The organism is Pseudoalteromonas sp. Hal040 (genome assembly GCF_037162425.1).
GTDB lineage: Bacteria > Pseudomonadota > Gammaproteobacteria > Enterobacterales > Alteromonadaceae > Pseudoalteromonas > Pseudoalteromonas gelatinilytica.
Genome location: NZ_JARLUU010000001.1, coordinates 3,539,009 through 3,563,364, shown reverse-complemented (window position 1 = coordinate 3,563,364; position 24,356 = coordinate 3,539,009). Strand labels below are relative to the sequence as shown.

Below are 24,356 nucleotides of genomic sequence, written 5' to 3'. Positions count from 1 at the left end.
CAAAGCCACTTCATTTATGAGTGGCTTTTTTTATAGCTGATGGCTCAAGTTAGCAAGAGTAAAGTTAGCGAGAGTAAAGTTAGCGAGAGTAAAGTTAGCGAGAGTAAAGTTAGCGAGAGTAAAGTTAGCGAGAGTAAAGTTAGCGAGAGTAAAGTTAGCGAGAGTAAAGTTAGCGAGAGTAAAGTTAACGAGAGTAAAGTTAACGAGAGTAAAGTTAACGAGAGTAAAGTTCCAAGCTGAGCGGTGCGGTTGTTTTGAGCGAAGCGAAACCCAACATAATCCATCTCAACCTCTGCAATTTCCTAATTAATAAAATAACCGATGGGTTGCCACTGGCCACTGCTTTTGCTGAGGCTAACTGTTTCAATGGCCTGCTCTTTATTCATAAATTGGCTTTGAAACTGAATGATCACGTATTCGCCATCAGGTGTTCCGGGCAAAGAGTCGTAATTCATCAGGCTTAAATTCTTACGTAAAACCACCTTGCCAAGCGGTACCCGAACTTGTTTTAACGCTTTACTCCAGTTGCTTTGTGGCATTGTTTGTTTAAATAATGAGTCTGCTTGCTGCCAACTTTGCTGATACTGACCGTTGTCGATTAACGCAAGCCAGCTTTTAGCGCGATGAATAACTTCGAGCTCCTCAGCATGTGCACAAAAGCAGCTTAAAAAAATGATTAGTAAGAGCGTTTTTCTCATAGCAATTCCATTTACTTGTTGTTTATTTAGTACGTCTTGACGTGTTTTTATGTTACGACGACGAACAATAAATACTATTCATCGATTGTGCGGTTTATTTTCCCGCAGATACGTATTTTGACTGCCGATAACTCTTACAGCACAAAGCCTAAGGGCGCTTTGCGCTGCTTTATACTAATCGATCAGATAGCCTAATGGGTGCCAGCCATCGGCGGCTTTGCTAAGGCTGAGTGTTTCAACTACTGCCTCTTTATTCATAAACTCGGTTTGAAACTTAACCACTAAATACTCACCATTTGGCAGGCCGGGTAATGAGCTATATTCTGCGGTACCAAAATAGGTGCGAGACATAACTCTGCCTAAAGGAACGCGTATTTGATTTAAGGCCGTTTGCCAGCGAGCTTTTGGTGTGGTGTTTTGAAAAACCTGATCAGCTTGCTGCCAGCTCTCGTGGTATTCTCCAGAATCAACCAAGGTTAACCATGCTCTCGCTGTTGAGATAGGGCTTGTCTCTTCAGCTGAGGTGAAAAAACACACCAATAACGATGTCAGTAAAAACAGTTTTTGTAGCGTAAATCCATTTACAGAAAGTAATAAAATTTGACGCATAAGACGCCCTCACTTCGTTCATAGGGTGAATTCATAATACGAATGAGTTGGTTGATTTCTATACTGACAAAGTGCTAGGTAGGGCTCTTTGGTGGGATTTAAGTGTTGTTTTTTATTTGAGCGGTCTTTGCAATTGAGTTCGCAAAGTGGCTATGTAGGTTAGGTGGTTAAGTTTATGTTGTTGATTTATTGAACAAAGCAAGTCGTTTTAACAGCTATTAAATGTAACAACAATGACCCTAAATAACACTTATTTTTGCTGCTAAGGAAGTTTCGTATTTGCGTGCTCGATATTTCAGAGCCCGCATAGCTACTGGGTTTTTGACCCTTTTTGGGGTTTTTTGAGAGAAGTTAGCGAGGGGAAAGTTAGCAAGAGTAAAGTGAGCATAAAAGGGAGTTAGCGAGATGAAAGCGACAAGAGTAAAACTTGAGACTTAAAGCTTATAGTTCAAAACTTACAGCTTAAAGCTTCTATCACACCAGAACGCTCATTAGCACTCCGGGGTCGCTAATACCTGCTTCTTTTATTGCGTCGCTAATTGATTGGCTAAGAGACATTATTTGCGTTTGGATTTCCATCACCATCTTGGTCTGTGTTTCAACTTGCACTTTTACTGCTTCATCTTCTTGGTTTTTAAGCGCTTGCAGTTTGGCTAATTGCTCTTTGGCGAGTTCGAGTTGTTCTTTGAGCTTTTCAAGTTGCTCAACCATTTTGCGAATATGCGCGGGGAGTTCGCTAGATACTTCTTCTTTTTGAGCGGGCTCTACTTCACGACTAGAGAGTTTATTAATCTCTTGGCTGCTAAGTTTGTAGCCTACTTTTGAGTGGGTATTACTGCTTGCTGTGCCTGCGTTTGAGATAGTTAGCGCACTTGCTAATGAGTTAATAGCCATAATGAGAGCGATGAAAGTGAATGATATATATGTATCGGCAAAAGGTACTAAAGCTTTAGAAAAAAGCCGGGTTTTCACCCGGCCTTTCCAGACAACAAATAGTTGAGGTGAGGCAGCTCACCTCACTTTGTTACTCTTGTGCAGCAGCTGCATCAAAGAGTGCTTTTATTTCTTCAGCGCTAATCGCACCGTTGAAAATTTTCAGTTCATCGATAGCACCGTGGTATGGCGTATCCCAGTAGTTAACACCTAGAGCAAACTCATTTGTTTCACCAGGAACCGTGAATACACGTGGGAAGCCATCGGTTTCTAGCTGTAGTTCACCGTTAACATACATCTTCAGTACATCACCGTTTGTACCATCAACGGTGAAAGCAACATGTGTCCACTCTTTTGCAGGAATACGGCTATCTAGTTCTGCATTATCGAAGAAGGCACCATTATTTGCCCATAAACGCGTTAGCGCTGAGCCTGCCATCGATGGTACATAACTTAACCATGCGTTTGCACTTGCACCGGCAAAGAATGCTGTTGTGTAATCTGTGAAGCTTTCTGGTTTTAGCCACATAGATACAGAGTAGTCATTAGTAGTGATTAGGTTATCCGGTAAACGAACACCTGAACCTTCTAGGAATACTGCTTGACCAATTACACCGTCAACATAGCTTACGCTACCGCCTGTATTATTGATGAAACCACCCGTTGATTTACCCGCCGCGTATGCGCCGTTTAATGCAGTTAGGTCACCTTCAAAGCTGTATTCAGCAGGTGCAAGTGATTTTAAGGTTACATCGAATGACTTAGTATCAGTAAAGTCTTTGTACTTAATGGTTGCGGTTAATGTTACAACTTGGTCGCCAGCAGACGCACTTGGTTGTGTCACAACAGCCGTGCCGTTAACTGGTTTTAAGTACTCTTCGTTGTTTGACGTCCAGCTAATACCAGATACAAATGGACCGACTCGTGGTAATTCAAAGCTATCACGAACTGCAGAAACATCACCTAAATCAAGCGCATCCGTAATGAAGTCTTCGAATTTAGTCGGATCTGTCAGGTTATTGATAGCCGCACCATTGATATCTAAGCCGTTTAGCGCATAGTCATAGACTATAAATTCATCAATTTGACCTTGGAAAGGTAAGTCCCAACCGTAGTTCACACCCAGCGCAAAGTTACCTGTTTGTGTGCTAAAGAAATCAGGACGTGGCATCGTACCTGAGCGTACACCATCACGATAAAGTGTCGCTGTGCCATTAGCATAAGTGATGGCAATATGATTCCAATCCATTACCGCTGGTGAGTCAGAGATGATTTGGTTCCACATATCTGTGCCATCATCAGCTAAGTAACGACTCCAAAGCATTGGTGTTGTTGTAAAGTGGGTACTACCTGGGATCAAGCTCATCCAACGTGCATCAGAGGTTGCCGCGAAGAATGTAGGCGTGAAGTTAGTCAGTACAGTTGGCTTAAACCAGTATGAAATAGTGTACTCATCGCCAGTAACAAGATCATCAGGTAAACGAACACCCGTTGCACCATCAAAGTTAAATGCTTTACCTGTTTGACCTTCAGCGTAGGCTGCTGTACCAGCACCCACATTTAGCATGCTGTTGTCTGTTACACCCGCATCATCAAGGTTTCCTAAGCCATCACTGAGTGAATCTTCAAATGCATAGTGTGCAATCGCATTTTTAAACTCAGGGCGCGCTTCAATACTTACATTGAATGTTTTGGTTGTGCTTTCACCGTTTAATGAGATATTAGCCGTTAACGTAACTGCTTTATCACCGCGATCTGGTGTTGGAATAAATACTGAGCCTTCACTGGTGATGTAGTACTCATCACTACTTTCCCAGTTAATTGCAGCACCGTCTTTACCTTTTGTTGGTAATGAGTAGCCTTCGTCTGCAATTGATAATTCAGTTTTAATATCTAGCGCTTCTTGAACAGTACCCAGCACGTTAGCTGTATCTGTGATTTCATCACGTTTACTTGCCCAAATGGTTGCACCTTCGCTTGATGTTGCAGATACAGTGACCACCATCGCTTTAGTTGCATCATCCCATTGCCATTTAGCCACACCAAAGTACGTACCAGAATCTAACTCAAGCTTAATATTTGAGTCATCAATCATGTACCAGATACCTGGATCATCACCGGTTACTGAGTGATCTTCGTTTAAAGCAATATGCATTGAACGAATAGCATCTGTATTTACATCGTTACCATGGTTGATAAATTTGTAATAACCATAAAGTTCATCTGCCACAACCATGTTGTCGCCTTCAAGCGGCACATAACGTTGTGGAGAAGCCATAGGCCAACCTAATGAGTTAATGAACATTTCATGTACGCGAACTTGGTGCGCTTCTGAAATGGTTGGGAACTCAGTCGATGTTTGCGGGAAACGCGTATGCGTTACTAAAATATGGCGACCTGTCGCTTCATCGTAGTAAGCAGAGTTATGACCTGGTGATTGGTAGCCCCATGCTGGTGCTGTTTCGCCAAGCTCTTGTGTATACTCAAAGCCACCCATTAGTTTTTCGCCGACCTCTAGGCCGCCGATAGCTGCAATGTCATTACCTGCGTTATCTAGGTAAGGACCATCCGGTGTTTTAGAGCGAGCAACACGGATGTTGTAACCATCATTTAGCGCAAAACCAGCTACTGAGTAGAATAAGTAGTAGTATTCACTTTCTGGGCTGTACATAACAAATGCACCTTCCATTGCACGGAAGTCGCCGCCTACTAGCTTTTTACCATAGCCTTGACCAGCTTCTGGCATACCCGTTTCTTCGTCCATTGCTAGTACGAAAATACCGCCAGAGTATGAGCCGTAAACCATCCACAGTTTGCCGTCAGCATCATAGAATGCCGCTGGATCGATTACGTTAGGATCAACGGCACCATTCCATGTCGTTTGGCCGTTATCAAGTGGGTAAGCTGTAAATTCAGCTTCTGAGCGATAACCACTGCGTAAGAAAATACCTTTGTTTTTGTATGGGCCTTCAATATTGTCAGCTTCAGCTAAGCCAAGGTAAGAGCGGTTCCAACACACTTCATCAACCACATCTGCGGTATCTGGGTTATCTTGTGCACAGTGGTTATAGTAGAACCAAAATTTGCCATTTGGCGCTTTGATTACATCGGCCGCCCAGTTTCCTGTGAAGCCGTCTGTCCATTCAATACCTTCGGCAATTTCACCTGTGTAGTTGTAATCGAATAATGGGCTTTCATTAACGGCTGCGTTAGCTGAAAGGCTCGAAATCATTTCCCAGTTCAAGAGATCAGTTGATTTAGCGGCAGCAAGGTGTGAACCAAAAATATAATATGTGTCGTCAACTTTAACGACAGAAGGATCGTGCACGCTTACATTGGTAACCATTACGCTACCAGATTCAGTGTATTCAACACTGCTGCTTACTGTCGGTTTTGCACTTTGCGGGTCGGCAACCGCTGGTGCTGTGTCAAGCTTAGTACCATCTTCTTTGCCACAACCTGTAACAGCCAAAGAGCAGGCTATGACCATGGCTAATTTATTTAATTTCATTTTATGTGTCCTCTTGAAACTGGGATTCATTTTTTATTCGATTGTTGTCAATAAAATTGCCGCGTGCCTATATCAAACTAATAAGAACGTAGTATTGTAATTTTATAGTACGATTTAAAATGTGCAAATACTTTTGCAAAGGTAATTGATATGTAAACATGAAGTGTCAGTGTTTACAATATTTACAGCGTGATTTTAATTTTTTCAAGTTGCCATTTTTGGCGTTTTTTTCGCTGTTTTTGCGCTATTAGGGAAGTTTTTTGCTTATCTGAAAGTGAGGATTTTCCGTTAAATTTGTTTATTTGTATTACATTTGAGCATTAAAAAGGGCTCTTAAAGAGCCCTTTTTGATATTACTTGTCTTGTTTACTTAGACCTTCAGTGGTCATGATAATACGTTTAAGTGTGCCATCTTCGTTGTAGTAAAGTGGCTCAATCGCCACTGAGCGACGAAAACGCCCGCCACTTGGTTTTCCATCAATCGGTGGTACAGCACCAGTATGGTAAATAAAGTAGTCTTTACCTTTGTATTCGATGATTGATTGGTGGTTGGTTTCGCTGTTACCTGCGATCTCATTCAAGATACCTTTATATTCCCACGGGCCATGAATACTTTTACTCATGGCATAACAGATCTTCTCTGGGAACTCACATGCGTACGAAACATAGTAGTTGTCGTTTTTCTTATGAACCCATAACGCTTCGGTAAAGTTAGGCAAGTCTAGCGTTTTAATTTCACCATCAAGAGACAGTAAGTCGTCGCTTAGCTTTACGTATTTTGGCATTAAGTTACCAAAGAACATGTAAGTATCGCCGTTTTCTTCAGTAAAGATTGCAGGGTCGATGTCGTCCCAATCATTTGGCGTGTGCTTGGTCATATCATCGGTAACCAATGCATGGCCAATCGCGTCTTTAAATGGACCTGTTGGTGATTTAGACGTCGCAACACCAATTGCAAAACCTGGTTTTGTGTCGTTGTGACGAACGGTTGTAAAGAAATAGAAAGTGCCATCACGCTCAATCATGTGTGAAGCCCATGCTTCGCCTTTAGCCCATTTAAAGTCGGTTGCTTTCATGATTGGGCCGTGTTTTTTCCAGTTCACCATGTCTGTTGATGAAAAGACTAACCAGTCGTGCATTTCAAAAAACACATCATTATTAGGTGCTTCATCATGACCTGTATAAAGGTATACAGTGTCATTGTGAACAAGTGCTGCTGGGTCTGCAGTAAATACATCGGTGAATAATGGGTTTTGTGCAACAGCTAAGCTGCTCGAAAAAAGCAATGGCAGCGCTAACGCTTTCAATTTCTTCATGAGTGTCCTCTGTGACTAATAATTGTTGTTCGAACCGCAGCTTTTGTATTTAGAGCTCGCTCTAAATGACCAGATAATACACAGTGTATGCCTGATTATACTGAGTAACTGATTGTTTACATCGAAACAAACCAGTAAAAGTGCAGCAAAAAATAACTCTATATTGTATTATTGTATTTTTATCATAGTAGCATCAAAATACGCCGGGTAAATAACTTGTTAGCCCTTTTTTGTCGCTCTGGATGAACTAAAGACAAATTAAACAAGCAAACAAATAAACGCTAAGTGACTGATAATAATGGGTCTACATAAATTCCCATAATAAAAACGCAGCCCTTTTTGAGTTTGTAACGTGTTATAATTACAACGTTTTTTGTAAACATAATGGCACTAATTTTAATTTGGCTTTTTGAGTTGACTGTTAAATAATCATACAATATGATTAAAGTTCAGGCAGCAATGTATTAACATAATAAAATGTAGATTCACTCGCGCACCGTTTTGACAACACACGATGCACAATGCAGTGGTCACTCTTCGGTAACTGAATGGGGAAAGTTCAGCGGACCGATATAACTATAATTTGGAGAACACCGCTTATGTTTAAAAGAACACACATAGCCAGTGCTGTAGTTATGGCATTTACCTGTCAATTTGCTTTTGCACAGGAGGAAGCACCAAAAACTCCTGAGAATAACGTCGATGAGATGGAGGTTATTCAAGTATCAGGTATTCGCGGCAGTTTAAACAAAGCGCTAGATGAAAAACGTGCAAGCGTTCAAATCGTGGATGCAATTGTTGCTGAAGATATTGGTAAATTCCCTGATAACAACGTGGTTGAAGCACTACAACGTGTGACAGGTGTACAAACAACAGGCCGTGGTGCTGGTGAAGTAAGTGCGGTTTCAATCCGTGGTCTTACTGATGTTAATACCACAGTTAATGGCCGCGCTATCTTTACAGGTGCGGGTCGTGATGTGGCGCTGCAAGACATTCCTGCAAGTTTACTTTCAGGCGTAACAGTTTATAAAACCCGTTCGGCGGACCAAATCGAACGCGGTATCGCAGGTGCGATTGATATTAAAACCCACCGTCCTTTCAACTTCGAAGGTGAAAAAGTTGTTTTAGCGGCACGTGCGATTTACTCAGATCAACCAGATGAAGTTGATCCAAATATCAGTGCGTTACTTTCTAACCGTTGGGAAATCGACGGTGCTGGTGAGTTTGGTGCACTTTTCAATATTTCTTATGCTGAAACACATTACCGCGATGACACCATTACAGCGGGTGCAGCGTTCCCATTCTTTACTGATAAACCACAGTACAACTACTCACCGTACTCACGTGTACCAAATGAATTTTGGACTCAAGGTACTGAGTTAGGTCTACCGACTGCGGCAGGTTCTACTTTAGACGTAAATGGTGAGCCAACTGAATACCTACTTGCACGTGATGCTATTTTTGGTACTTCATTCACTGGTCTTCGTAAGCGTCCAGCTGCGTCTGTCTCTTTACAGTGGGCACCTAATGAAACACTCGAAATCACAGCTGAAGGTTTCTACACAGGTTACGAAAACGAATCGCAAAACGCGATGTGGTTCTCAAATACGTTTGAAAATGGTAACGGCTTCATTGAAACACCAACGGTGTTTGATGGCACTAACGTTATTAAAGAAAAGCAAGCGATTGGCGCTGGCGGCTTCCAAAGTGGTGACTACTCATACGGTAAAACAGATAGCTACTTATATGCATTAGGTGCAGAGTGGCAAGCTAGCGATTACCTAACCATTAATACAGAAGTTGTTTACCAAGACAGTGAGTACGAAACAGATTTCTTCGCAATGCGTTTTGACCGCACTGCATATGGTTTAGATGTAGACTTTAACGATAAAGACGGCGTACCAGGTATCGCGTTTTGGGATGACCCAAATACAACGGTAAACGAAGCAGATATGGCTGCTATCGAAAACTGGAATGCAGGTACAATTTATGACAATGGCGGCGGTAACGCAGGTGACGCATTAACTTTCACGTTTGATGCTGAATACCTAATTGGCGGCGCTATTTTCGATAAAGTGAAGTTCGGTGGTCGTTACGAAAAACGTACTGCTCAAGAGTACACGCGTGGTCAAGATGCAGGTATTGCTAACACCTCTGTAGCAAGCTTAATTGAACAGCTTGCAGCGGCGGGTGCATCTGGCGATGGTACTGGCATTGTGTTCCAAGTTGATGACTATTTCGATGGCCGTGCTGATGTATTCAACAGCTTTGTAACTGCTGATGGTGGTTACATGCTAGATAATGGCGATGCGGTTCGTAGCGTATATGGCATTGAAGCTGAAGACGTTTACAAAACATTTGATATCGAAGAAAACTCATACGCGCTATATGCAACAACTAACTTCTTCTTAACGGAAGATATCAGCGGTGAGTTCGGTTTACGTTATGTAAGCTATGAACAAGACATGGACTTTGTTGCCGAGTCTGGCGGCATGAACTCAAATGTATTTGAAGAAAGCTCAGCAAGTGCTGATAGCAGCGCATTACTACCAAGCTTTGTTCTTAACTGGAATATCACTGATGATGTAGTGGGTCGTGTTGCGTACACAGAAACATTACGTATGCCTAACTTTGCTGACTTAAACGCACTGCAATACTGGTATGATCCTTTAACAGAAGGTGCTACCTACGGTACAGGTAATGGTGGTAACCCAGATCTTAAACCAACAGAATCAAAGAACTACGACGTATCACTTGAATGGTATTTCGCAGATACAAGCTCACTTTACGCAGCTTACTTTAAGCGTGAAATTGAAGGCTTAGTTGTTGCGGGTCGTAAGCAAGTTGTGCGCGAAGGCGATGATGGCGTAACACGTCCATATGTATTAAGTGCACCTGTGAATGCTTCAAACGGTGAACTATCTGGTTTAGAAATTGGTTTAGTTTACTTCCCAGAAAACTTACCTGAGTACTTAAACGGTTTTGGTGTGCAAGCAAGCTACACCATGCTTGATTCATCACAAGATACACCTGAATTCGATGAGACGGGTGAAATCTCTGGTTATGTTGATTCACAAATGGCCGGTGTTTCTGATGAATCATACAGTATCGTAGGTATCTACGAGCGTGATTCATTCGACATGCGTTTATCTTATGTATGGCGTTCTGAGTTCTACACAGGTAACGAAGCGGCAATCTTTGCTAACCCGATTCAATTCTGGAGTCGTCCTGAGCAAAGCTTAGATTTCCAATTTAGCTACAATGTGAATGATGATTTAGTGGTTACTTTTGATGCAACGAACATCCTAGATGACGTATATCAAAACTACTATGGTGAAGGTAACGACAACCTATTTAATTTTGGTAACGGTATCTACTCACGCACATTCGCACTTGGTGCACGTTATTCTTTCTAAATTTCTTGAATAGACCCAAAAACCCCGGCTTTGCTGGGGTTTTTTATTGCTGGCGCGATACTTTGCCATCGGTCGAAAAGAGTTGCGATTTAATAAGTATGATAATACTATTAATTAGATTAGCATTAAATTTACAAAAATAACGAACGCAATGGCCAAGCTGTGTAATATCTAAGGCTGTAAATTTATTTGATACGCAGTGTTGAAGGCTTTTCGACATTGCTTGAAATAGTGAGCGGCGGCTCATTATTGACCAATTAGGGTGTTGTTGTATGGAATCTCAAAAGTTATCCGTTGTAGAAAAGGTCGGCTTTGGTGCCGGTGACATGGCAGTGAATGTCATGGTTGCAGCGTTATTCTATTTTATGTCTTTCTTTTACACCGATATCTACGGACTTGATCCGGTTGATATGGGTGTGTTGTTCTTAGTGGCGCGTTTTGTTGATGCCTTTACCGACCCTTTAATGGGGGTGATCACCGATAAAGTGAAAACCCGTTGGGGTCAGTTCCGTCACTGGTTCTTATTTTTATCAGTACCTTATGGTTTGTCGGTCGTTCTGCTCTTTACCACGCCAGATTTCGACTACAACATGAAGTTAGCTTGGGCTTATGCGACTTACCTATTCGCGACCTTGATGTTTACTGGTGTTGCTATTCCTTATATTTCTTATATCGGCGTATTAACTGCCGATCCTAAAGAGCGTTTGTCAGCCAATGGCTACCGTATGTTCTTCGCTAAAATTGCTAATGTAATAATCGTATTTTCAGTGCCGCTACTTGCCTCATATTGGGGTGATGGCAGCTTGTCGTATGGTTATAAACTGGCAATGGCATTGGTATCGGCATGTGCCGTAGCACTATTTTTGTTTTGCTTCTTTACTACTCGCGAACGTATTACTCATGAGCCACAAACCGAAGGTGTACTTACGCAATTAAAAGTACTTATTAAAAACGACCAATGGTTACTACTGTGTGCAGCTTGTGTACTTGGTACGCTTGGTTATGCGATTCGTGGCAGTGTTGCTATGTATTACGCAACCTATTACTTAGGTGTACCAGATTTAGCAGGTGCCTTTACCAGTGCAGGTATTGCAGCATCTATTGTCTCAATGGTGGCAAGTACGTGGATCACCCAGCGCTACTGTAAAATGAAGCTATTCCGTCAATCACAAATCGCCGTGCTATTCATCTCATTGCTAATGTATTTTGTGGTGCAACCGGGTGATGTGATGATGGCGTTTGTGCTTTATATCATCTTGTCATTTGTGGTTGATTTACATGCACCTGTGTTCTGGTCTGCAATTGCTGAAGCCGTAGATTACGGTGAAATTAAAGACGGCGTTCGTGCATCGGGTCTATCGTTTGGTGGTATTTCATTCTGCCAAAAAGCAGGGGGTGGCTTAGCTGGCTTAGCAGGTGGTTTATTACTAGCATTTTTTGAGTACAAGCCTAACGTTGAGCAAACCGAATTTACCCTAATGGGCTTAGCACTAATGCTAACCATCATTCCAGGCGTATTCCACGCCTTACTTGGTCTGATCTTGAAAAAATACAAAATTACCGATGAGTACTATACGGATATGGTTATTCATAAACGCCTACCTAAATAACCACCCTTTAAACGCACACACTTAAAAAGTGTGTGCGCTTTGCTCTTTAAAATAACAATTCGCTGGGAGACAACAGTATGAACACATTCAAAGTTAGCTATTTGGCAAGCGTTTGCGCTGCAATATTAACTGTGACCGGTTGCAGTGAGCTGCCAACAGACAGTAAACAAGCCGCTTCTGTGGAGCATGCTGAACATACCAGCGAACAACATTTATTTGCCCTCAACCAAGTAAGTTTAAGCGCCAGCCCGTTTTTACATGCACAGCAAACGAATGTGCGTTATTTATTAGCACTTCATCCTGATCAGCTGCTTGCTCCTTACCTGCGTGAAGCCGGCCTTGAGCCAAAAGCACCTAATTATGGCAACTGGGAAAGCACAGGCCTTGATGGCCATATTGGTGGTCATTATCTTTCAGCCCTGAGCCTTGCGTGGGCAGCCACGGGTGACGAAGAATTAAAGCAGCGTTTAGATTATATGCTAAGCGAGCTGGATCGCGCTCAACAAGCCACAGGTGGTTACTTAGGCGGTATACCAAATGGCGATGAAATGTGGCAGCAGATTGAAAAGGGTGAAATCAAAGCCGATTTATTCAGCTTAAACGACCGCTGGGTGCCGCTTTATAACATAGATAAAATCTTCCATGGCTTGCGTGATGCATACGATGTAGCCGGTAGTGATAAAGCCAAACAAATGCTATTTAAGTTAGGTGAATGGTTTTTAGCGACCATAGCTAAGCTAACTGATGAACAAGTTCAACAAATGCTGTATTCAGAGCATGGTGGCTTAAATGATGTGTTTGCTGACATGTACCTTATAAGTGATGATGAGCGCTACTTAAAGCTAGCCCGCCAGTTCTCTCATAACATCATCATTGAACCCTTATTACACAAAGAAGATAAGTTAACGGGCCTGCATGCCAATACGCAAATTCCAAAAATTATTGGTATGTTAAAGGTAGCAAATGCCAGCGATGATAAAGCATGGCAGCAAGGTGCTGACTTTTTCTGGAAAACAGTCAGCCAAGAGCGATCAGTATCAATTGGCGGTAACTCAGTACGTGAGCATTTTCATGATAAAAGTGACTTCACGCCGATGGTTGAAGATGTTGAAGGCCCAGAAACCTGCAACACTTACAACATGATGAAACTGAGTAAGTTATTATTCTTAAAAACCGGTGATACGCGTTATTTAGACTATTATGAGCGCGCCACATATAACCATATTTTATCGTCACAACACCCAGAGCATGGCGGTCTTGTTTACTTTACCTCAATGCGCCCTGGGCATTACCGTATGTATTCGTCAGTGCAAGATTCTATGTGGTGTTGTGTAGGCTCAGGTATTGAGAATCACAGTAAATATGGTGAGCTCATTTATAGCAATACCGGTAAAGAGCTATGGGTAAACTTGTTTATTCCAAGCACGTTAAACTGGCAGCAGCAGGGTTTACAGATCACGCAAGAAAGCCAATTTCCAGATGATAACAAGGTCTCACTGACCGTGAATCGTTTGTCTGAGGGGCAAAGCACTGAGTCGGTAATTCATATTCGTAAACCGTCTTGGCAACAAGGTGAGCTGAGCTTTACTTTAAATGGACAAGCTGTAAGCGCAACCGAAAAAGACGGTTACTACAGCATCAGCCATGCATGGCAAAGCGGTGACAAACTTGCCTTTGAACTTATTCCTAAGCTTTCTACTGAGCAGCTACCTGATGGCCAGCATTATTACTCTGTGATGTATGGGCCTGTTGTAATGGCCACTAAAGTACAAGCATTTGCAAATGAAAAGCTTAACTTTGTTGCTGATAATAGCCGCATGGGCCACATCGCCGCAGGCCCGACTTGTCCGCCAGAAGCTCTGCCAATAATGCTGAGTGAACCAGAAAAATTTATTGCCGATCTCACTCGTAAACCGGGCCAAGAGCTCGCATTTATCGCCGATAAAAATGTGGCGATTGCCAAGCAAGGTATTGATAACACTAAGAGCACAGCGCTAATTCCGTTCTTCCGCTTACACGATAGTCGCTATCAAGTGTATTGGCCGCAGCAAAGTGAAGCCGAGTTCACGCAATTTGTTGCCGATGCAAAAGCGGCTGAGCAAGCGAAAGAGCAGCTTCGTTTATTAACCGTGGATCAAATTACGCCGGGTGAACAACAACCAGAAGTTGAGCATGGCTTTAAAGGTGAAGGAACCCGCGCAGGTGTTAATAATGGCCACCATTGGCGCGATGCGACAGGTTGGTTTGAGTATCAGCTTAGTAACCCAGAACAAAAAGCGGTTGCTTTGCGTGTTCGCTATTTTATTGGCGATGTGAACCGTCACTTCTCAATTAATTTAAATGGTGAGCAATTAGCTGCAGTTAGTTTGCCTGTAGGCAAACCAACGGATGAGTTCTACACCATTGATTACCCATTAACAGAAGCAATGAAAAAGTCGAAAACGCTTACCTTACGTTTTGCTGCCGACAAAGATTCTGTTGCCGGTGGTATCTATGGTATTCGTTTAATCAACGCACAATAAAGAGTTGGCTATGTTAAGCAACAATGTGTTTGCGACGGCAAAAGAGCATGTTTTTCCGTCGCTTTTAGATAACCGCGCTGAGCAACACAGTTTTTATCAAACACCGACAGGGCTTGGTTATAGAGTGATTGAGCAAGGTCAGGGGGATAAACCTAGTTGGGATGCCACAGTGACTGTACATCAACGGGTTACCCTTAAAAATGGTCGGGTGTTGTTCGACACTCGCAAGCAAGGTGCTGCTGTAGAGTACGAAATTGCAGAGGCGATAGTGGGCTTGCAAGAAGCACTGCAATTAATGAATAAAGGCAGTCGCTTTGAGGTGCTAATACCTGCGCATTTGGCGCGTGATGTGTACAGCGCATTTATTGAAGAAAAGCATCAGCAAGGCTGCCAAAGCCCCATGCTCGTTGATATTACCTTGGTTGATTTTAGTTAATAACACCTACTTTCAACCTCAAACTAGGTCATTAAAGCAAATAAAAAAACCTGCAATTTGCAGGTTTTTTTGATTTGAATATTTTTTGGTTTGAATAATTACTTCTTAAGTTTGGTTTTAAGCTTATTTAGGTCGGCTGGGTTAACAACCGGCCAATCGTTTTTCCAACTCATAGGTAAAATACGTAGCTTTTGCACGCCGTTATCGGCTGTTTCGTAGGCGTGTAATACTAAATAGTCTTTGCCATCAAAGGTGTATGCAGCATTATGGCCAAGGGCTGCCCAATCTTTGTTACCTTCAATAACTAAACTACCACCACCATCAACCATAGAGCGACCTTGCTGATCTAAGTATGGGCCTTCGATGTTTTTACTGCGGCCTACGCGCACGTTGTAAGTACTCTCTACGCCACGGCAGCATTTATCAAACGAAACAAACAGGTAGTAATAGCCATTCTTTTTAAAGATATAAGGTGCTTCAATTGGGCCATGTTCCGTGTTTGGGCGACTCGCAATGTGATGCCATTTTTCAGGTTTTGCTAAGCGCACCATGTCATCATCAAGTTGTACTAGTTTAAGACCACCCCAGAACGAACCAAAGCTCATCCACGGTGTACCATTGTCATCTTCGATAATGGCAGGGTCGATAGCGTTCCAATCGTCGCGTTCAGGCACTGATTCAACCACAATGCCGTAGTCAATCCACTTGTAATCAGGTGATGATGGGTCAAGGGTTTCGTTAACCGTTACACCAATTGCTGAGGTGTTTTTGCCGAATGCAGAGACTGAGTAATAAAGGTAAAACTTACCATTTTTCTCATACACATCAGGTGCCCATAAGTGGCCATCAAAGCTTGGTGAAATACGCTTTGCCCAACTCGGCTCATCTTTAAAAACGCGGCCAGTGAGTTTCCAGTTGGTTAAATCTTTCGATTCATAATAGGTAATACCAGGGCCTGTGCTAAATACATAGTACGTGTCGCCTTCTTTGGTCATTACCGGATCGTGTACTTCAACTTGCTTTGCAGATACGGCTGCGGCAGAAAAAAGTAGCCCTGTTGAAAGCCACTTCATTGCGTGTGTCACCTTACTTACGGGTCTCATGCTTGAATACCTTTTGTTGTTTTAGCTCTTGTGTTCATTCAGCTACTATATAATATGTAATACAATATTAACAATAAAATCGAGACGAAATACAGGACACATTATGCTCAAAAAATTATCTCGGCTAACGCTTCTTAGTGCGTTAAGCGCCTCGTCATTGTCAGCCCTTGCTGATGCTAATAGTAGCAAGACTCTTGCACCTATTGATAATCCCATCGTACTTAAACGTGCCGATCCTTGGTTAGTTCGTGATGAAAAAAGTGGCTGTTACACGTTCATTGGTAGTTCGCCGAAATTTGATGAAATTGAGCTGCGCCAAGCTTGTCGCTTAAACGATTTAAAATTAGCTGAGCCGAAGGTTATTTGGCAAAAGCGCGATAAAGGCCCAATGAGTGTCAATATTTGGGCTCCAGAGCTACATCAGATTGATGGCAGTTGGTATATCTACTTTGCCGCAGGTGATATCGAAAAACCGTTCAGTATTCGTATGTATGCGCTTAAAAACGACAGTGCTGATCCGATGCAAGGTGAGTGGCAAGAAATGGGTCAAGTAACTAGCCACCTTGATAGTTTTTCGCTTGATGCCACAAGTTTTACGCACAAGGGGAAGCGTTACATGATTTGGGCGCAGCAGAACCAGCCTGCAACTTATAACTCAGCTTTATGGTTAGCTGAAATGGACTCACCAACATCAATTAAAGAACCCATTATCGCGATTACTGAGCCAACTCTTGATTGGGAAGTGCAAGGTTACAAGGTAAACGAAGGTGCTGCTGTTATCACTCATGACGATAAAATATTTGTCACTTATTCAGCCAGCGCTACCGATCATCGATATGCAATGGGCTTACTATGGGCAGATGTGAATGCTGATTTACTTGATCCTGCTAGCTGGCATAAAAAGGCAGAGCCGGTGTTTACTACCAATGCTGAGTTGGGTCGTTTTGGCCCTGGACACAACAGTTTTGTGAAAGCTGAAGATGGGGTAACCGATTTAATGATTTATCACAGCCGTGATTATAAAGAGCTGAAAGGAACACCACTGACAGATCCAAATCGCCATGCGCGAGCACGCATTATTACGTGGGATAAAAACGGCTTTCCAGTGTTCTCACCTGAACGAGCAGACTAAAAAAGGGCGCCAATTGGCGCCCTACAACTTGGGAACGAACGATTACCAGAAGCGGTAGTAAATAAAGGCAGTAATACCAATAATACCCGCAGTATGAATGTAGTCCCACTTATCTAGGCCGGCAGCCACTTCTTTCATGGTTGCTTTATCTAGACTTGAGAAAGTAAGACCTTTCAATTGTTCTTCGTCTGCTTGCTTGGTGAAAATACTCACCACAATCATAATGGCGACCACGATGACAAATAGCAGAATACAGTAATACAACCAGTTCATCGTGGTGATCCACGCAAATGATGAACCTGTTAAATCATCTTTAAATGGCAGCAACACTAAGCGGATCATACCCAGTACAAAACCTGATACTAAGCCCACAAAACCCGCTGTTGGAGTGATGCGTTTACTACATAAACCGAGTAAGAATACCGCAGCAATACCCGGTGCAATAAGAGACTGCACACTTTGCAGATATTCATAAAGCACATCGGCAATTAAGCTCATGACGGGTATCCATAAAAGGCCTAATACAACAATTACGATAGTGGCAATTCGACCTACCTTAAGAAGGTGTTTCTCAGATGATTCAGGTTTGAATTTCTTATAAAAATCAATGGTGAATAAGGTTGCTGATGAGTTAAATAATGATGCTAAAGAACTCATTAGTGCTGCAACTAAACCACCGATTACAATCCCCTTAACACCTGCTGGCAATAGCTCAGCAACTAACGTTGGGAAGGCTTGGTCAGCACTGTCATAGCTAATAATACCTTTAACATTCAATGCGTAGGCAATCATACCCGGCACTAAGAAGATAAATACAGGAAGTAATTTTAAGTAACCAGCAAACATGGTACCGCGACGCGCTTCTTTAATACCCTTTGCAGATAGAACACGTTGTACGATGTATTGGTCTGTACACCAATACCAAAAACCAATAATGAATGAGCCAAAAATAATGCCTGGCCATGGGAATTCAGCATCTGAAGCACTACGAATAAGGTGCATATTGGCCGCATTAATACGCTCAACTTCTTCCCAGCCACCTACTTTATCTAAACCAACAACTAATATGACTAAGGAGCCAATAATGAGCACAGGGGTTTGCAACACGGAGGTCCACATAATGGCTTTCATACCACCAAGTACCGTATAAATACCGGTGATCACCACAAGGCCAATCGCTGAAATCCAGAAGAAGTCGATACCCCAAATGCTCTCAATACCCAAGATTGTTTTAAATGCGATACCGCCGGCATAAACCGTTACCGCAACCTTGGTTAATACATAACTAATCAATGAGATAACAGACAAAAAGGTACGTGATTTAGAGTTAAAGCGGCGCTCTAAGAACTCTGGCATGGTGTAGACTTTACTACTCCAATAGAAAGGTACGAAAATCCAACCGAGCAGTAGAATGATCCACGATTGCATTTCCCAGTGAGCCAGTGCCATACCCGATTGTGCACCTGAACCTGAAAGGCCCACTAAATGTTCCGAGCCAATGTTTGATGCGAAAATTGAGGCACCAATCACTAACCAACTTGCATTACGACCCGCTAAAAAGTAATCAGCGGTGTCTTCTTCTTTTTGTCGCATAGACATCACGACAACGCCTAGTAACAGGACGAAAAATCCTGCTAGCACTGCCCAGTCTAAGGTACTTAGTTCGACCATCGTGTGTTCCACCTAATTTTGAAAGAGAATTTTGCTTTTTTAGTTGTTGAATAAAAATATTATATTATAAATAAGCTAAGTGAAAGAGATTTGTTAAAATAAGGTGACAGTCTGTAGGTGAAATGGTGACTGTATTGTTTGAAATATAGACACTTGTATTAGGCTGTTTTTTGCTTGTTATTGATTTTAATCAATTATTTCCAGGATGACGGAATAGCTTTATAGATGTATCATATTACTCAGATCTTTTGAGGAACACACATGGCGCGTTTAGAAAATTTAAACCTATCACAACAAGTTACCAATGAGCTTGGTAAAGCAATTATTGTTGGTGATTATAACACTGAAACGGGGCTACCAACCGAAGCACAACTTTGTGAAGTGTATGGTATTAGCCGCACAGCTGTTCGTGAAGCAGTAAAAATGCTTGCTGCAAAAGGACTGATTTCTTCTCGTCCACGACAAGGTATTCGTGTTGAGTCGGCGGATAACTGGAATTTATACGATACAAGCGTATTAAAATGGTTGTTAGAAAGCAGCCCATCGCTTTACGTACTTAAAGAATTCTTACAAGTGCGCTTGGCGATTGAGCCACAAGCAGCAGCACTTGCAGCAAGAAAAGGCGACCAAGCAGCCATTGCAGAAATTAAAATGGCACTCGATAAAATGCAAGCGGCAGCAGAAGAGCCAGAAGGCGTAATGCATGAGCCAGACCTTGCCTTCCATACGGCTATTTTACATGCCAGTGGTAACCGTTTTTTCTATCAATTACGTGATTTTATTCGCACCGCATTACACGTAAGTATTCAACATACTACACCTGCTAAGGGCAATAAAAAGGCTATCGCTGAAGAGCACTTTAAAGTGTATAACGCGATTGCGAGCGGCGATCCTGAACGTGCTAAAAACATGATGACGTACATGATTGATGAAGCAATGGCGTTTATTGAAAAAGAAATCGCTGATAAAGAAGCGGCTCAATAAGTATCACTTTTTGACGTTGTAATTACTTTAAAACAAAAGGTTATCATGCCAAATTCAAACGAGCTAAAAACAGTTTACCCAAGCCTTGCTGGTAAGAGTGTGTTTATTACTGGCGGTGCATCGGGAATTGGTGAAGTAATGGTAACGCGGTTCTGCGAGCAGGGCGCGAAAGTCACCTTTGTTGATATTGCAACCGAGCAAAGCGATGCGTTATGCGCAAAATTAGCGGGTAAATATGAGTTTGACCCACAATTTATCCATTGTGATATTCGTGATGTTGAAGCCTTAAAAGCGGCCATAGAGCAAACGCGTCAGCAACAGGGTGACATTGGTGTGTTAATTAATAATGCAGCCGATGACACCCGCCATGCCGCTGAAAATATGGATGTGAAATATTGGGAAGACAAGTTTGCAGTTAACTTGCGCCCGTGTTTTTTCTCATCGCAAGCTGTGGTTGAACACATGCAGCGTTTAGGTGGTGGTAGCATTATCAATATGGGGTCGGTAAGCTGGCGTATTAAGCAAACAGGTATGCCAGCCTACACAACAGCGAAAGCGGGGATTGAAGGTTTAACCCGTTCATTAGCTGCTTCATATGGTAAAGACAATATTCGTGTAAATTCACTGGTTCCGGGGTGGGTGATGACAGAGCGCCAAATTACTCATTGGCTAACCCCAGAAATGATTGAAGATGTTCGTTTAAGTCAATGTATTAACGAAACAATTCAACCTGACCATGTGGTAAACGCGGCATTGTTTTTGGCCGCAGATGATAGCTGCATGATGACTGCACAATCACTGATCGTGGATGCCGGTTGGACATAATATTGCGAAACGATTGCAAAATGACTAACTTGCGATAAAATTTTTTACATAATTCAAATGGTACTATAATAATAAAATATGGGTTATATCATCAACAGATCCCATACTTAGGAAGGTGGTAAGAAAGTTTGACCGACTTTGTACTTGTTTATTTAATTCTGATTATTGGCGCTTGCCTGCAAAGTGTTATTGGCTTTGGTTTAGGTATGTTATGCGTGCCTGTACTTTACTGGCTAATGCCAGAGCTGGTGCCTGGGCCAATGATTTTGAATGCGCTGTTTTTAACGTCGGTGTTAATGATTAAACACCGCGGCGCGATAGACATGAAACAGACGGGCATTTCCATTATTGGTGGGGCCGTAGGGGTTATCCTTGCCGCTATGGTGATGTGGTATGTCAATGCTAAGCAGTATCAACTCTTGCTAGGTGTGAGTATTTTGGTAGTGGTGGCATTATCCATCATAGGTATGAAACCGAAAATCTCCACCATTACTAGCTTACTCGCGTCAATGTCGTCGGGCTTTTTAGGTACCACAACGTCAGCCGGTGGCGCGCCGATGGGGCTGCTCTATCAAGCTGAAGATAAAGACAAAATTAAAGCAAATCTGAGTGCTTTTTTTGTATTTATAAACTTGTTTGGCATTATTGTATTGATGCTGACAGGTTCTGCCGATATGGCCGATGTGAAGCTGTTCTTTTTCTGCTTACCCGCTATTTTAATTGGCTGGGGCTTGTCGTTTGTGATCAACAATAACCTCAATGAAAAGGCCATTCGCGGCATCATCTTGCTGGTTGCGGGTTTATCTGGTCTAGCACTTATTTTCATACACAGATAGAATGAGAATAGTTCAGCTTTTTGTGTAATGAAGCCAATGCTCGATGACACCATTAAAATAATCATTTCTAGCCAATGCCAATTAGGTGAAGGTGCCTATTTTGCAAAGGCGCATAACTGTTTATTTTGGGTCGATATTTTAGGGCAACGTTTGTTTCGTTTGCATTGCCAATCAATGCGCGTCAGCCAGTTTACCATGCCAGAACCAATTTGTTGGGTGATGGAAACCGAGCAAGCAGAGTTAGTTGCAGGCTTTGCCAAAGGCGTTTATAAGCTAAATAGCGAAGATTTTAGCCGCGAATTACTCTATGCAATTGATCACGAACCTTCACAAAATCGCTTAAACGATGGCAAAACGTCTCGCCATGGCTTTGGCTTTTTTGGCTCAATGGACTCGCAAGAGCAAACCAATAGTGGCAAGTTATACCGTTTTGGTCATGGTCAGGCTCCGACAGCAGTTGATCATGACTACACCATTAGCAATGGGCCTGCGGTAAGTAAAAATGGCCAGTTTCTATATTCTACAGACTCAGATAAACAAACAATCTACCGCTTCACCCTGAATGAGCATGGCGAGCTTGCTGATAAGCACGAGTTTATTCGCTTTACTGATAATATGGGGTTTCCTGATGGTATGACCGTTGATAGCGAAGATCATCTGTGGGTTGCTGCATGGAATGGTTATGGCGTGTATCGTTTTGCTCCAAGCGGTGAGCAGGTGCAGTTTATTCGCTTGCCCGCCCCACGTGTTACGAGTGTCGCATTTGTTGGTGAAGAGCTCACGCATCTCGCGGTGACAACTGCGGCAGTAGGGCTCGAAGACTCCGTGCTCGCTGATTACCCGCACAGTGGCGGCGTGTTTATTATTGAGCCGGGCGTTAAAGGTATTGCTGAAACGCCCTTGAAGCTATAGGTTTTCCATTACTTGATAACGCAACTCGCCAATAAACGAGCGTGCTGCCGGACCCAGTTTGTCACCGTCTTTAAAGAGCAAATGTAATTTAGCGGCGCGACTGCTGTTATGGGTTAAATTAAGAGCTTTCATTTGCCCAGTCGCAAGTTGTTTTTCTATCGCGACTTTTGGTAACCACGCAAAGCCCAGTCCATTACTGATCATATCAATCGACGTGCGCATATGAGTGACGGTCCAGCGCTGATCGGCACCTAACCAGCCACCATCTTGTTTGTGCTTATTCGCTGAATCGCGAACTACAATTTGGCGATGTGATTTTAAATCTTCGAGGGTGATTTCACGCTCTATCGCATGCAAGGGGTGATCTGGGTGTGCTACAGCAATAAACTCGATATCACATAATTCTTCGTGAAAGTTTGCCGCAATTGGAAAGCCGGTAATGGCAATATCAACCTGATCGTTTTCAAGCAGTTCATTGCCCCCCATTAGTACAGACTCATGCAGTTCAATACGCAGTTGCGGGTATTGCGATGACGTGTCGTTAAGTACTTTATAAAGCAATTGTTGTGGGAAAATAGCATCAACGGCAATGCGTAACTTACTTTCGATACCTTCACCCAAGGTTTGCCCAATGGCCTCAACCTTAGCGGCTTCATCGAGTAAGTAATTGGCACGGCGTAGCATCATTTCGCCGGCTTCAGTGAGCACGGTTTTGCGGCCTTGAATGCTGAATAATTTTACATTGAGTGCAGATTCAATTTTACCAACCGCATTATGAATACTCGATTGGCTTTTATGAATGCCTTGTGAGGCCTGGTTAAAGCCTCCAAATTCAACAACAGCACGAAACATGCGCCACTGTTCTAGCGTAATTCTTAGCATGATGTTCCTTTGCTTACTTAACTGCCTAATAGTACCTGTAAATGCTGAAAAAGTTTACTTTTTAGCAGTGGGCAACTCAATATACTCAAGCTCATCACCAGGAATGCTTGCAAAGCGCTGTGCTTGCCAATCTTGTTTTGCTTGCTCGATGCGCTCTTTGCTGTAAGCGACAAAATTCCAGTGTAAATACGGGACTTTATTAAATTTACTGCCACCAAGTAAAATAAAGCGGCTGTGCACCAGTGTCGTTATTTCGTGTTCGCTGTCATCAAGTAGCACAAAGTCGCCTTGGGTATAGCGAGTATCACCCACACTAATTTCACCGTAAATAACATACACGGCGGTTTCATGATGAGGGTGCGGCTTCGTTATATGGCTACCTTGCTCGGCTACCGTATCGACATAAAACATCGGTGAGTAGTTTTTCACCGGGGAGCTTAAACCATAGGCATCACCGACAATGAGTCGCATCAGCACGCCTTTTTCGATTTTCTCAGGCAGCTGCTGTTTTTTGATGTGCTCAAAGCGTGGTGCTATTTCGGTCATGCTCTCAGGTAAAGCAACCCAGCATTGCAGACCATTAATGTCGTGCTCGCTCGCCCGTACTTCAAGGCTTTCTCTTTCTGAGTGCACTATCCCGCGACCTGCGGTCATCCAGTTTACATCGCCGGGTTCTATTTGCAGGCTATTACCTAACGAATCGCGATGGTAAATGCTGCCAGTAAATAAATAAGTGAGCGTTGATAGGCCAATATGAGGGTGAGGCCTCACATTTATGCCTTCACCGCGAGGAAAGTGATTCGGCCCCATGTGGTCAAAAAAGATAAATGGGCCAACCATTTTTTTGTCAAAATGCGGCAAGATGCGCTTTACATCGAGCCCACCAATATCGTGGCTGGTTGCTGTTAATAACGTTGCCATATTTGCGCCCCTTAAAAACAAATTCAGCCAACAACCTAG

Annotated in this window: 18 protein-coding genes and 2 pseudogenes; 10 read left to right on the top strand and 10 right to left on the bottom strand. The window is 42.7% G+C overall.

Annotated elements, in window-relative coordinates:
- Positions 1–30 precede the first annotated feature (30 nt).
- A pseudogene (locus P4S60_RS21560) lies at positions 31–219 on the bottom strand (pentapeptide repeat-containing protein); the annotation flags it as partial.
- Here P4S60_RS21560 and P4S60_RS21555 point away from each other — a divergent pair.
- Positions 137–310 (top strand): annotated as a pseudogene (locus P4S60_RS21555) (hypothetical protein); the annotation flags it as partial. The pseudogenes P4S60_RS21560 and P4S60_RS21555 sit on opposite strands and share 83 nt — an antisense overlap.
- Here the strand turns inward: P4S60_RS21555 and P4S60_RS16605 are convergent.
- The 5 genes from P4S60_RS16605 to P4S60_RS16585 form a co-directional block, all read right to left on the bottom strand.
- Positions 303–698 carry a DUF4019 domain-containing protein gene (locus tag P4S60_RS16605; RefSeq protein ID WP_337116671.1) on the bottom strand — a complete coding sequence of 132 codons (396 nt, stop codon included), beginning with the start codon at positions 696–698 and terminating at the stop codon, positions 303–305. The pseudogene P4S60_RS21555 and the gene P4S60_RS16605 overlap by 8 nt on opposite strands.
- 174 nt (positions 699–872) lie before the next feature.
- Positions 873–1,307 (bottom strand): DUF4019 domain-containing protein, encoded by a 435-nt coding sequence (locus P4S60_RS16600; protein WP_337116670.1) that lies wholly within the window; start codon positions 1,305–1,307, stop codon positions 873–875.
- A 474-nt stretch (positions 1,308–1,781) separates the two neighbouring features.
- Positions 1,782–2,201 (bottom strand): hypothetical protein, encoded by a 420-nt coding sequence (locus P4S60_RS16595; RefSeq protein ID WP_337116669.1) that lies wholly within the window; start codon positions 2,199–2,201, stop codon positions 1,782–1,784.
- Between the two features lie 130 nt (positions 2,202–2,331).
- Entirely contained in the window at positions 2,332–5,751 is a 3,420-nt protein-coding gene (locus P4S60_RS16590) for a LamG-like jellyroll fold domain-containing protein (RefSeq protein WP_337116668.1), read from the bottom strand.
- Between the two features lie 353 nt (positions 5,752–6,104).
- The gene (locus tag P4S60_RS16585; protein WP_054552276.1) at positions 6,105–7,067 is read right to left on the bottom strand and encodes a glycoside hydrolase family 43 protein; all 963 of its coding nucleotides are present in this window, start codon (positions 7,065–7,067) and stop codon (positions 6,105–6,107) included.
- Between the two features lie 599 nt (positions 7,068–7,666).
- On the opposite strand from P4S60_RS16585, the gene P4S60_RS16580 reads away from it, so the two are divergent.
- The 4 genes from P4S60_RS16580 to P4S60_RS16565 all read left to right on the top strand — a co-directional run bounded on the left by P4S60_RS16580 (position 7,667) and on the right by P4S60_RS16565 (position 15,051).
- Complete coding sequence (locus P4S60_RS16580; RefSeq protein WP_337116666.1) at positions 7,667–10,483, top strand: TonB-dependent receptor; 2,817 nt, start codon at positions 7,667–7,669, stop codon at positions 10,481–10,483.
- Between the two features lie 272 nt (positions 10,484–10,755).
- Positions 10,756–12,093 carry an MFS transporter gene (locus tag P4S60_RS16575; protein ID WP_130050180.1) on the top strand — a complete coding sequence of 446 codons (1,338 nt, stop codon included), beginning with the start codon at positions 10,756–10,758 and terminating at the stop codon, positions 12,091–12,093.
- A 77-nt stretch (positions 12,094–12,170) separates the two neighbouring features.
- Entirely contained in the window at positions 12,171–14,615 is a 2,445-nt protein-coding gene (locus P4S60_RS16570; protein ID WP_337116665.1) for a beta-L-arabinofuranosidase domain-containing protein, read from the top strand.
- 10 nt (positions 14,616–14,625) lie between these two features.
- Complete coding sequence (locus P4S60_RS16565; RefSeq protein WP_337116664.1) at positions 14,626–15,051, top strand: FKBP-type peptidyl-prolyl cis-trans isomerase; 426 nt, start codon at positions 14,626–14,628, stop codon at positions 15,049–15,051.
- A gap of 98 nt (positions 15,052–15,149) precedes the next feature.
- On the opposite strand, the gene P4S60_RS16560 is transcribed toward P4S60_RS16565, so the two are convergent.
- Positions 15,150–16,124, bottom strand: a complete 975-nt coding sequence (locus tag P4S60_RS16560) for an arabinan endo-1,5-alpha-L-arabinosidase (protein WP_233999108.1) — start codon at positions 16,122–16,124, stop codon at positions 15,150–15,152.
- Between the two features lie 133 nt (positions 16,125–16,257).
- Here P4S60_RS16560 and P4S60_RS16555 point away from each other — a divergent pair, with 133 nt between their 5' ends.
- A complete protein-coding gene (locus tag P4S60_RS16555) occupies positions 16,258–17,286 on the top strand; it encodes a glycoside hydrolase family 43 protein (protein WP_337116663.1) in 1,029 nt (342 codons plus the stop codon).
- Positions 17,287–17,328: 42 nt separating this feature from the next.
- Here the strand turns inward: P4S60_RS16555 and P4S60_RS16550 are convergent, their stop codons facing one another.
- Positions 17,329–18,957: a sodium:solute symporter gene (locus tag P4S60_RS16550; protein ID WP_337116662.1), complete on the bottom strand. Its 1,629-nt coding sequence runs from the start codon at positions 18,955–18,957 to the stop codon at positions 17,329–17,331.
- 261 nt (positions 18,958–19,218) lie between these two features.
- Between P4S60_RS16550 and P4S60_RS16545 the strand changes: the two genes are divergently transcribed.
- The 4 genes from P4S60_RS16545 to P4S60_RS16530 all read left to right on the top strand — a co-directional run bounded on the left by P4S60_RS16545 (position 19,219) and on the right by P4S60_RS16530 (position 22,514).
- Positions 19,219–19,941 carry a FadR/GntR family transcriptional regulator gene (locus P4S60_RS16545; RefSeq protein WP_063700866.1) on the top strand — a complete coding sequence of 241 codons (723 nt, stop codon included), beginning with the start codon at positions 19,219–19,221 and terminating at the stop codon, positions 19,939–19,941.
- Between the two features lie 45 nt (positions 19,942–19,986).
- Positions 19,987–20,766 (top strand): SDR family NAD(P)-dependent oxidoreductase, encoded by a 780-nt coding sequence (locus P4S60_RS16540; protein ID WP_105173867.1) that lies wholly within the window; start codon positions 19,987–19,989, stop codon positions 20,764–20,766.
- Between the two features lie 128 nt (positions 20,767–20,894).
- Positions 20,895–21,602, top strand: a complete 708-nt coding sequence (locus P4S60_RS16535) for a sulfite exporter TauE/SafE family protein (RefSeq protein WP_055198542.1) — start codon at positions 20,895–20,897, stop codon at positions 21,600–21,602.
- A 27-nt stretch (positions 21,603–21,629) separates the two neighbouring features.
- A complete protein-coding gene (locus P4S60_RS16530) occupies positions 21,630–22,514 on the top strand; it encodes an SMP-30/gluconolactonase/LRE family protein (protein WP_337116661.1) in 885 nt (294 codons plus the stop codon).
- On the opposite strand, the gene P4S60_RS16525 is transcribed toward P4S60_RS16530, so the two are convergent.
- Both P4S60_RS16525 and P4S60_RS16520 read right to left on the bottom strand, forming a co-directional pair.
- On the bottom strand, positions 22,509–23,396 hold the full coding sequence (locus tag P4S60_RS16525) for a LysR family transcriptional regulator (protein ID WP_337116660.1): 888 nt from the start codon (positions 23,394–23,396) through the stop codon (positions 22,509–22,511). The two genes, P4S60_RS16530 and P4S60_RS16525, sit on opposite strands and share 6 nt — an antisense overlap.
- A 54-nt stretch (positions 23,397–23,450) precedes the next feature.
- Positions 23,451–24,317, bottom strand: a complete 867-nt coding sequence (locus P4S60_RS16520; RefSeq protein ID WP_337116659.1) for a pirin family protein — start codon at positions 24,315–24,317, stop codon at positions 23,451–23,453.
- Positions 24,318–24,356 lie beyond the last annotated feature (39 nt).

What these genes read in the sequence shown, in the direction of transcription:
- P4S60_RS16605 (WP_337116671.1), bottom strand. Translation starts at nt 698, where the DNA reads ATGAGAAAAACGCTCTTACTAATCATTTTTTTAAGCTGCTTTTGTGCA.
- P4S60_RS16600 (WP_337116670.1), bottom strand. Translation starts at nt 1,307, where the DNA reads ATGCGTCAAATTTTATTACTTTCTGTAAATGGATTTACGCTACAAAAA.
- P4S60_RS16595 (WP_337116669.1), bottom strand. Translation starts at nt 2,201, where the DNA reads ATGGCTATTAACTCATTAGCAAGTGCGCTAACTATCTCAAACGCAGGC.
- P4S60_RS16590 (WP_337116668.1), bottom strand. Translation starts at nt 5,751, where the DNA reads ATGAAATTAAATAAATTAGCCATGGTCATAGCCTGCTCTTTGGCTGTT.
- P4S60_RS16585 (WP_054552276.1), bottom strand. Translation starts at nt 7,067, where the DNA reads ATGAAGAAATTGAAAGCGTTAGCGCTGCCATTGCTTTTTTCGAGCAGC.
- P4S60_RS16580 (WP_337116666.1), top strand. Translation starts at nt 7,667, where the DNA reads ATGTTTAAAAGAACACACATAGCCAGTGCTGTAGTTATGGCATTTACC.
- P4S60_RS16575 (WP_130050180.1), top strand. Translation starts at nt 10,756, where the DNA reads ATGGAATCTCAAAAGTTATCCGTTGTAGAAAAGGTCGGCTTTGGTGCC.
- P4S60_RS16570 (WP_337116665.1), top strand. Translation starts at nt 12,171, where the DNA reads ATGAACACATTCAAAGTTAGCTATTTGGCAAGCGTTTGCGCTGCAATA.
- P4S60_RS16565 (WP_337116664.1), top strand. Translation starts at nt 14,626, where the DNA reads ATGTTAAGCAACAATGTGTTTGCGACGGCAAAAGAGCATGTTTTTCCG.
- P4S60_RS16560 (WP_233999108.1), bottom strand. Translation starts at nt 16,124, where the DNA reads ATGAAGTGGCTTTCAACAGGGCTACTTTTTTCTGCCGCAGCCGTATCT.
- P4S60_RS16555 (WP_337116663.1), top strand. Translation starts at nt 16,258, where the DNA reads ATGCTCAAAAAATTATCTCGGCTAACGCTTCTTAGTGCGTTAAGCGCC.
- P4S60_RS16550 (WP_337116662.1), bottom strand. Translation starts at nt 18,957, where the DNA reads ATGGTCGAACTAAGTACCTTAGACTGGGCAGTGCTAGCAGGATTTTTC.
- P4S60_RS16545 (WP_063700866.1), top strand. Translation starts at nt 19,219, where the DNA reads ATGGCGCGTTTAGAAAATTTAAACCTATCACAACAAGTTACCAATGAG.
- P4S60_RS16540 (WP_105173867.1), top strand. Translation starts at nt 19,987, where the DNA reads ATGCCAAATTCAAACGAGCTAAAAACAGTTTACCCAAGCCTTGCTGGT.
- P4S60_RS16530 (WP_337116661.1), top strand. Translation starts at nt 21,630, where the DNA reads ATGAAGCCAATGCTCGATGACACCATTAAAATAATCATTTCTAGCCAA.
- P4S60_RS16525 (WP_337116660.1), bottom strand. Translation starts at nt 23,396, where the DNA reads ATGCTAAGAATTACGCTAGAACAGTGGCGCATGTTTCGTGCTGTTGTT.
- P4S60_RS16520 (WP_337116659.1), bottom strand. Translation starts at nt 24,317, where the DNA reads ATGGCAACGTTATTAACAGCAACCAGCCACGATATTGGTGGGCTCGAT.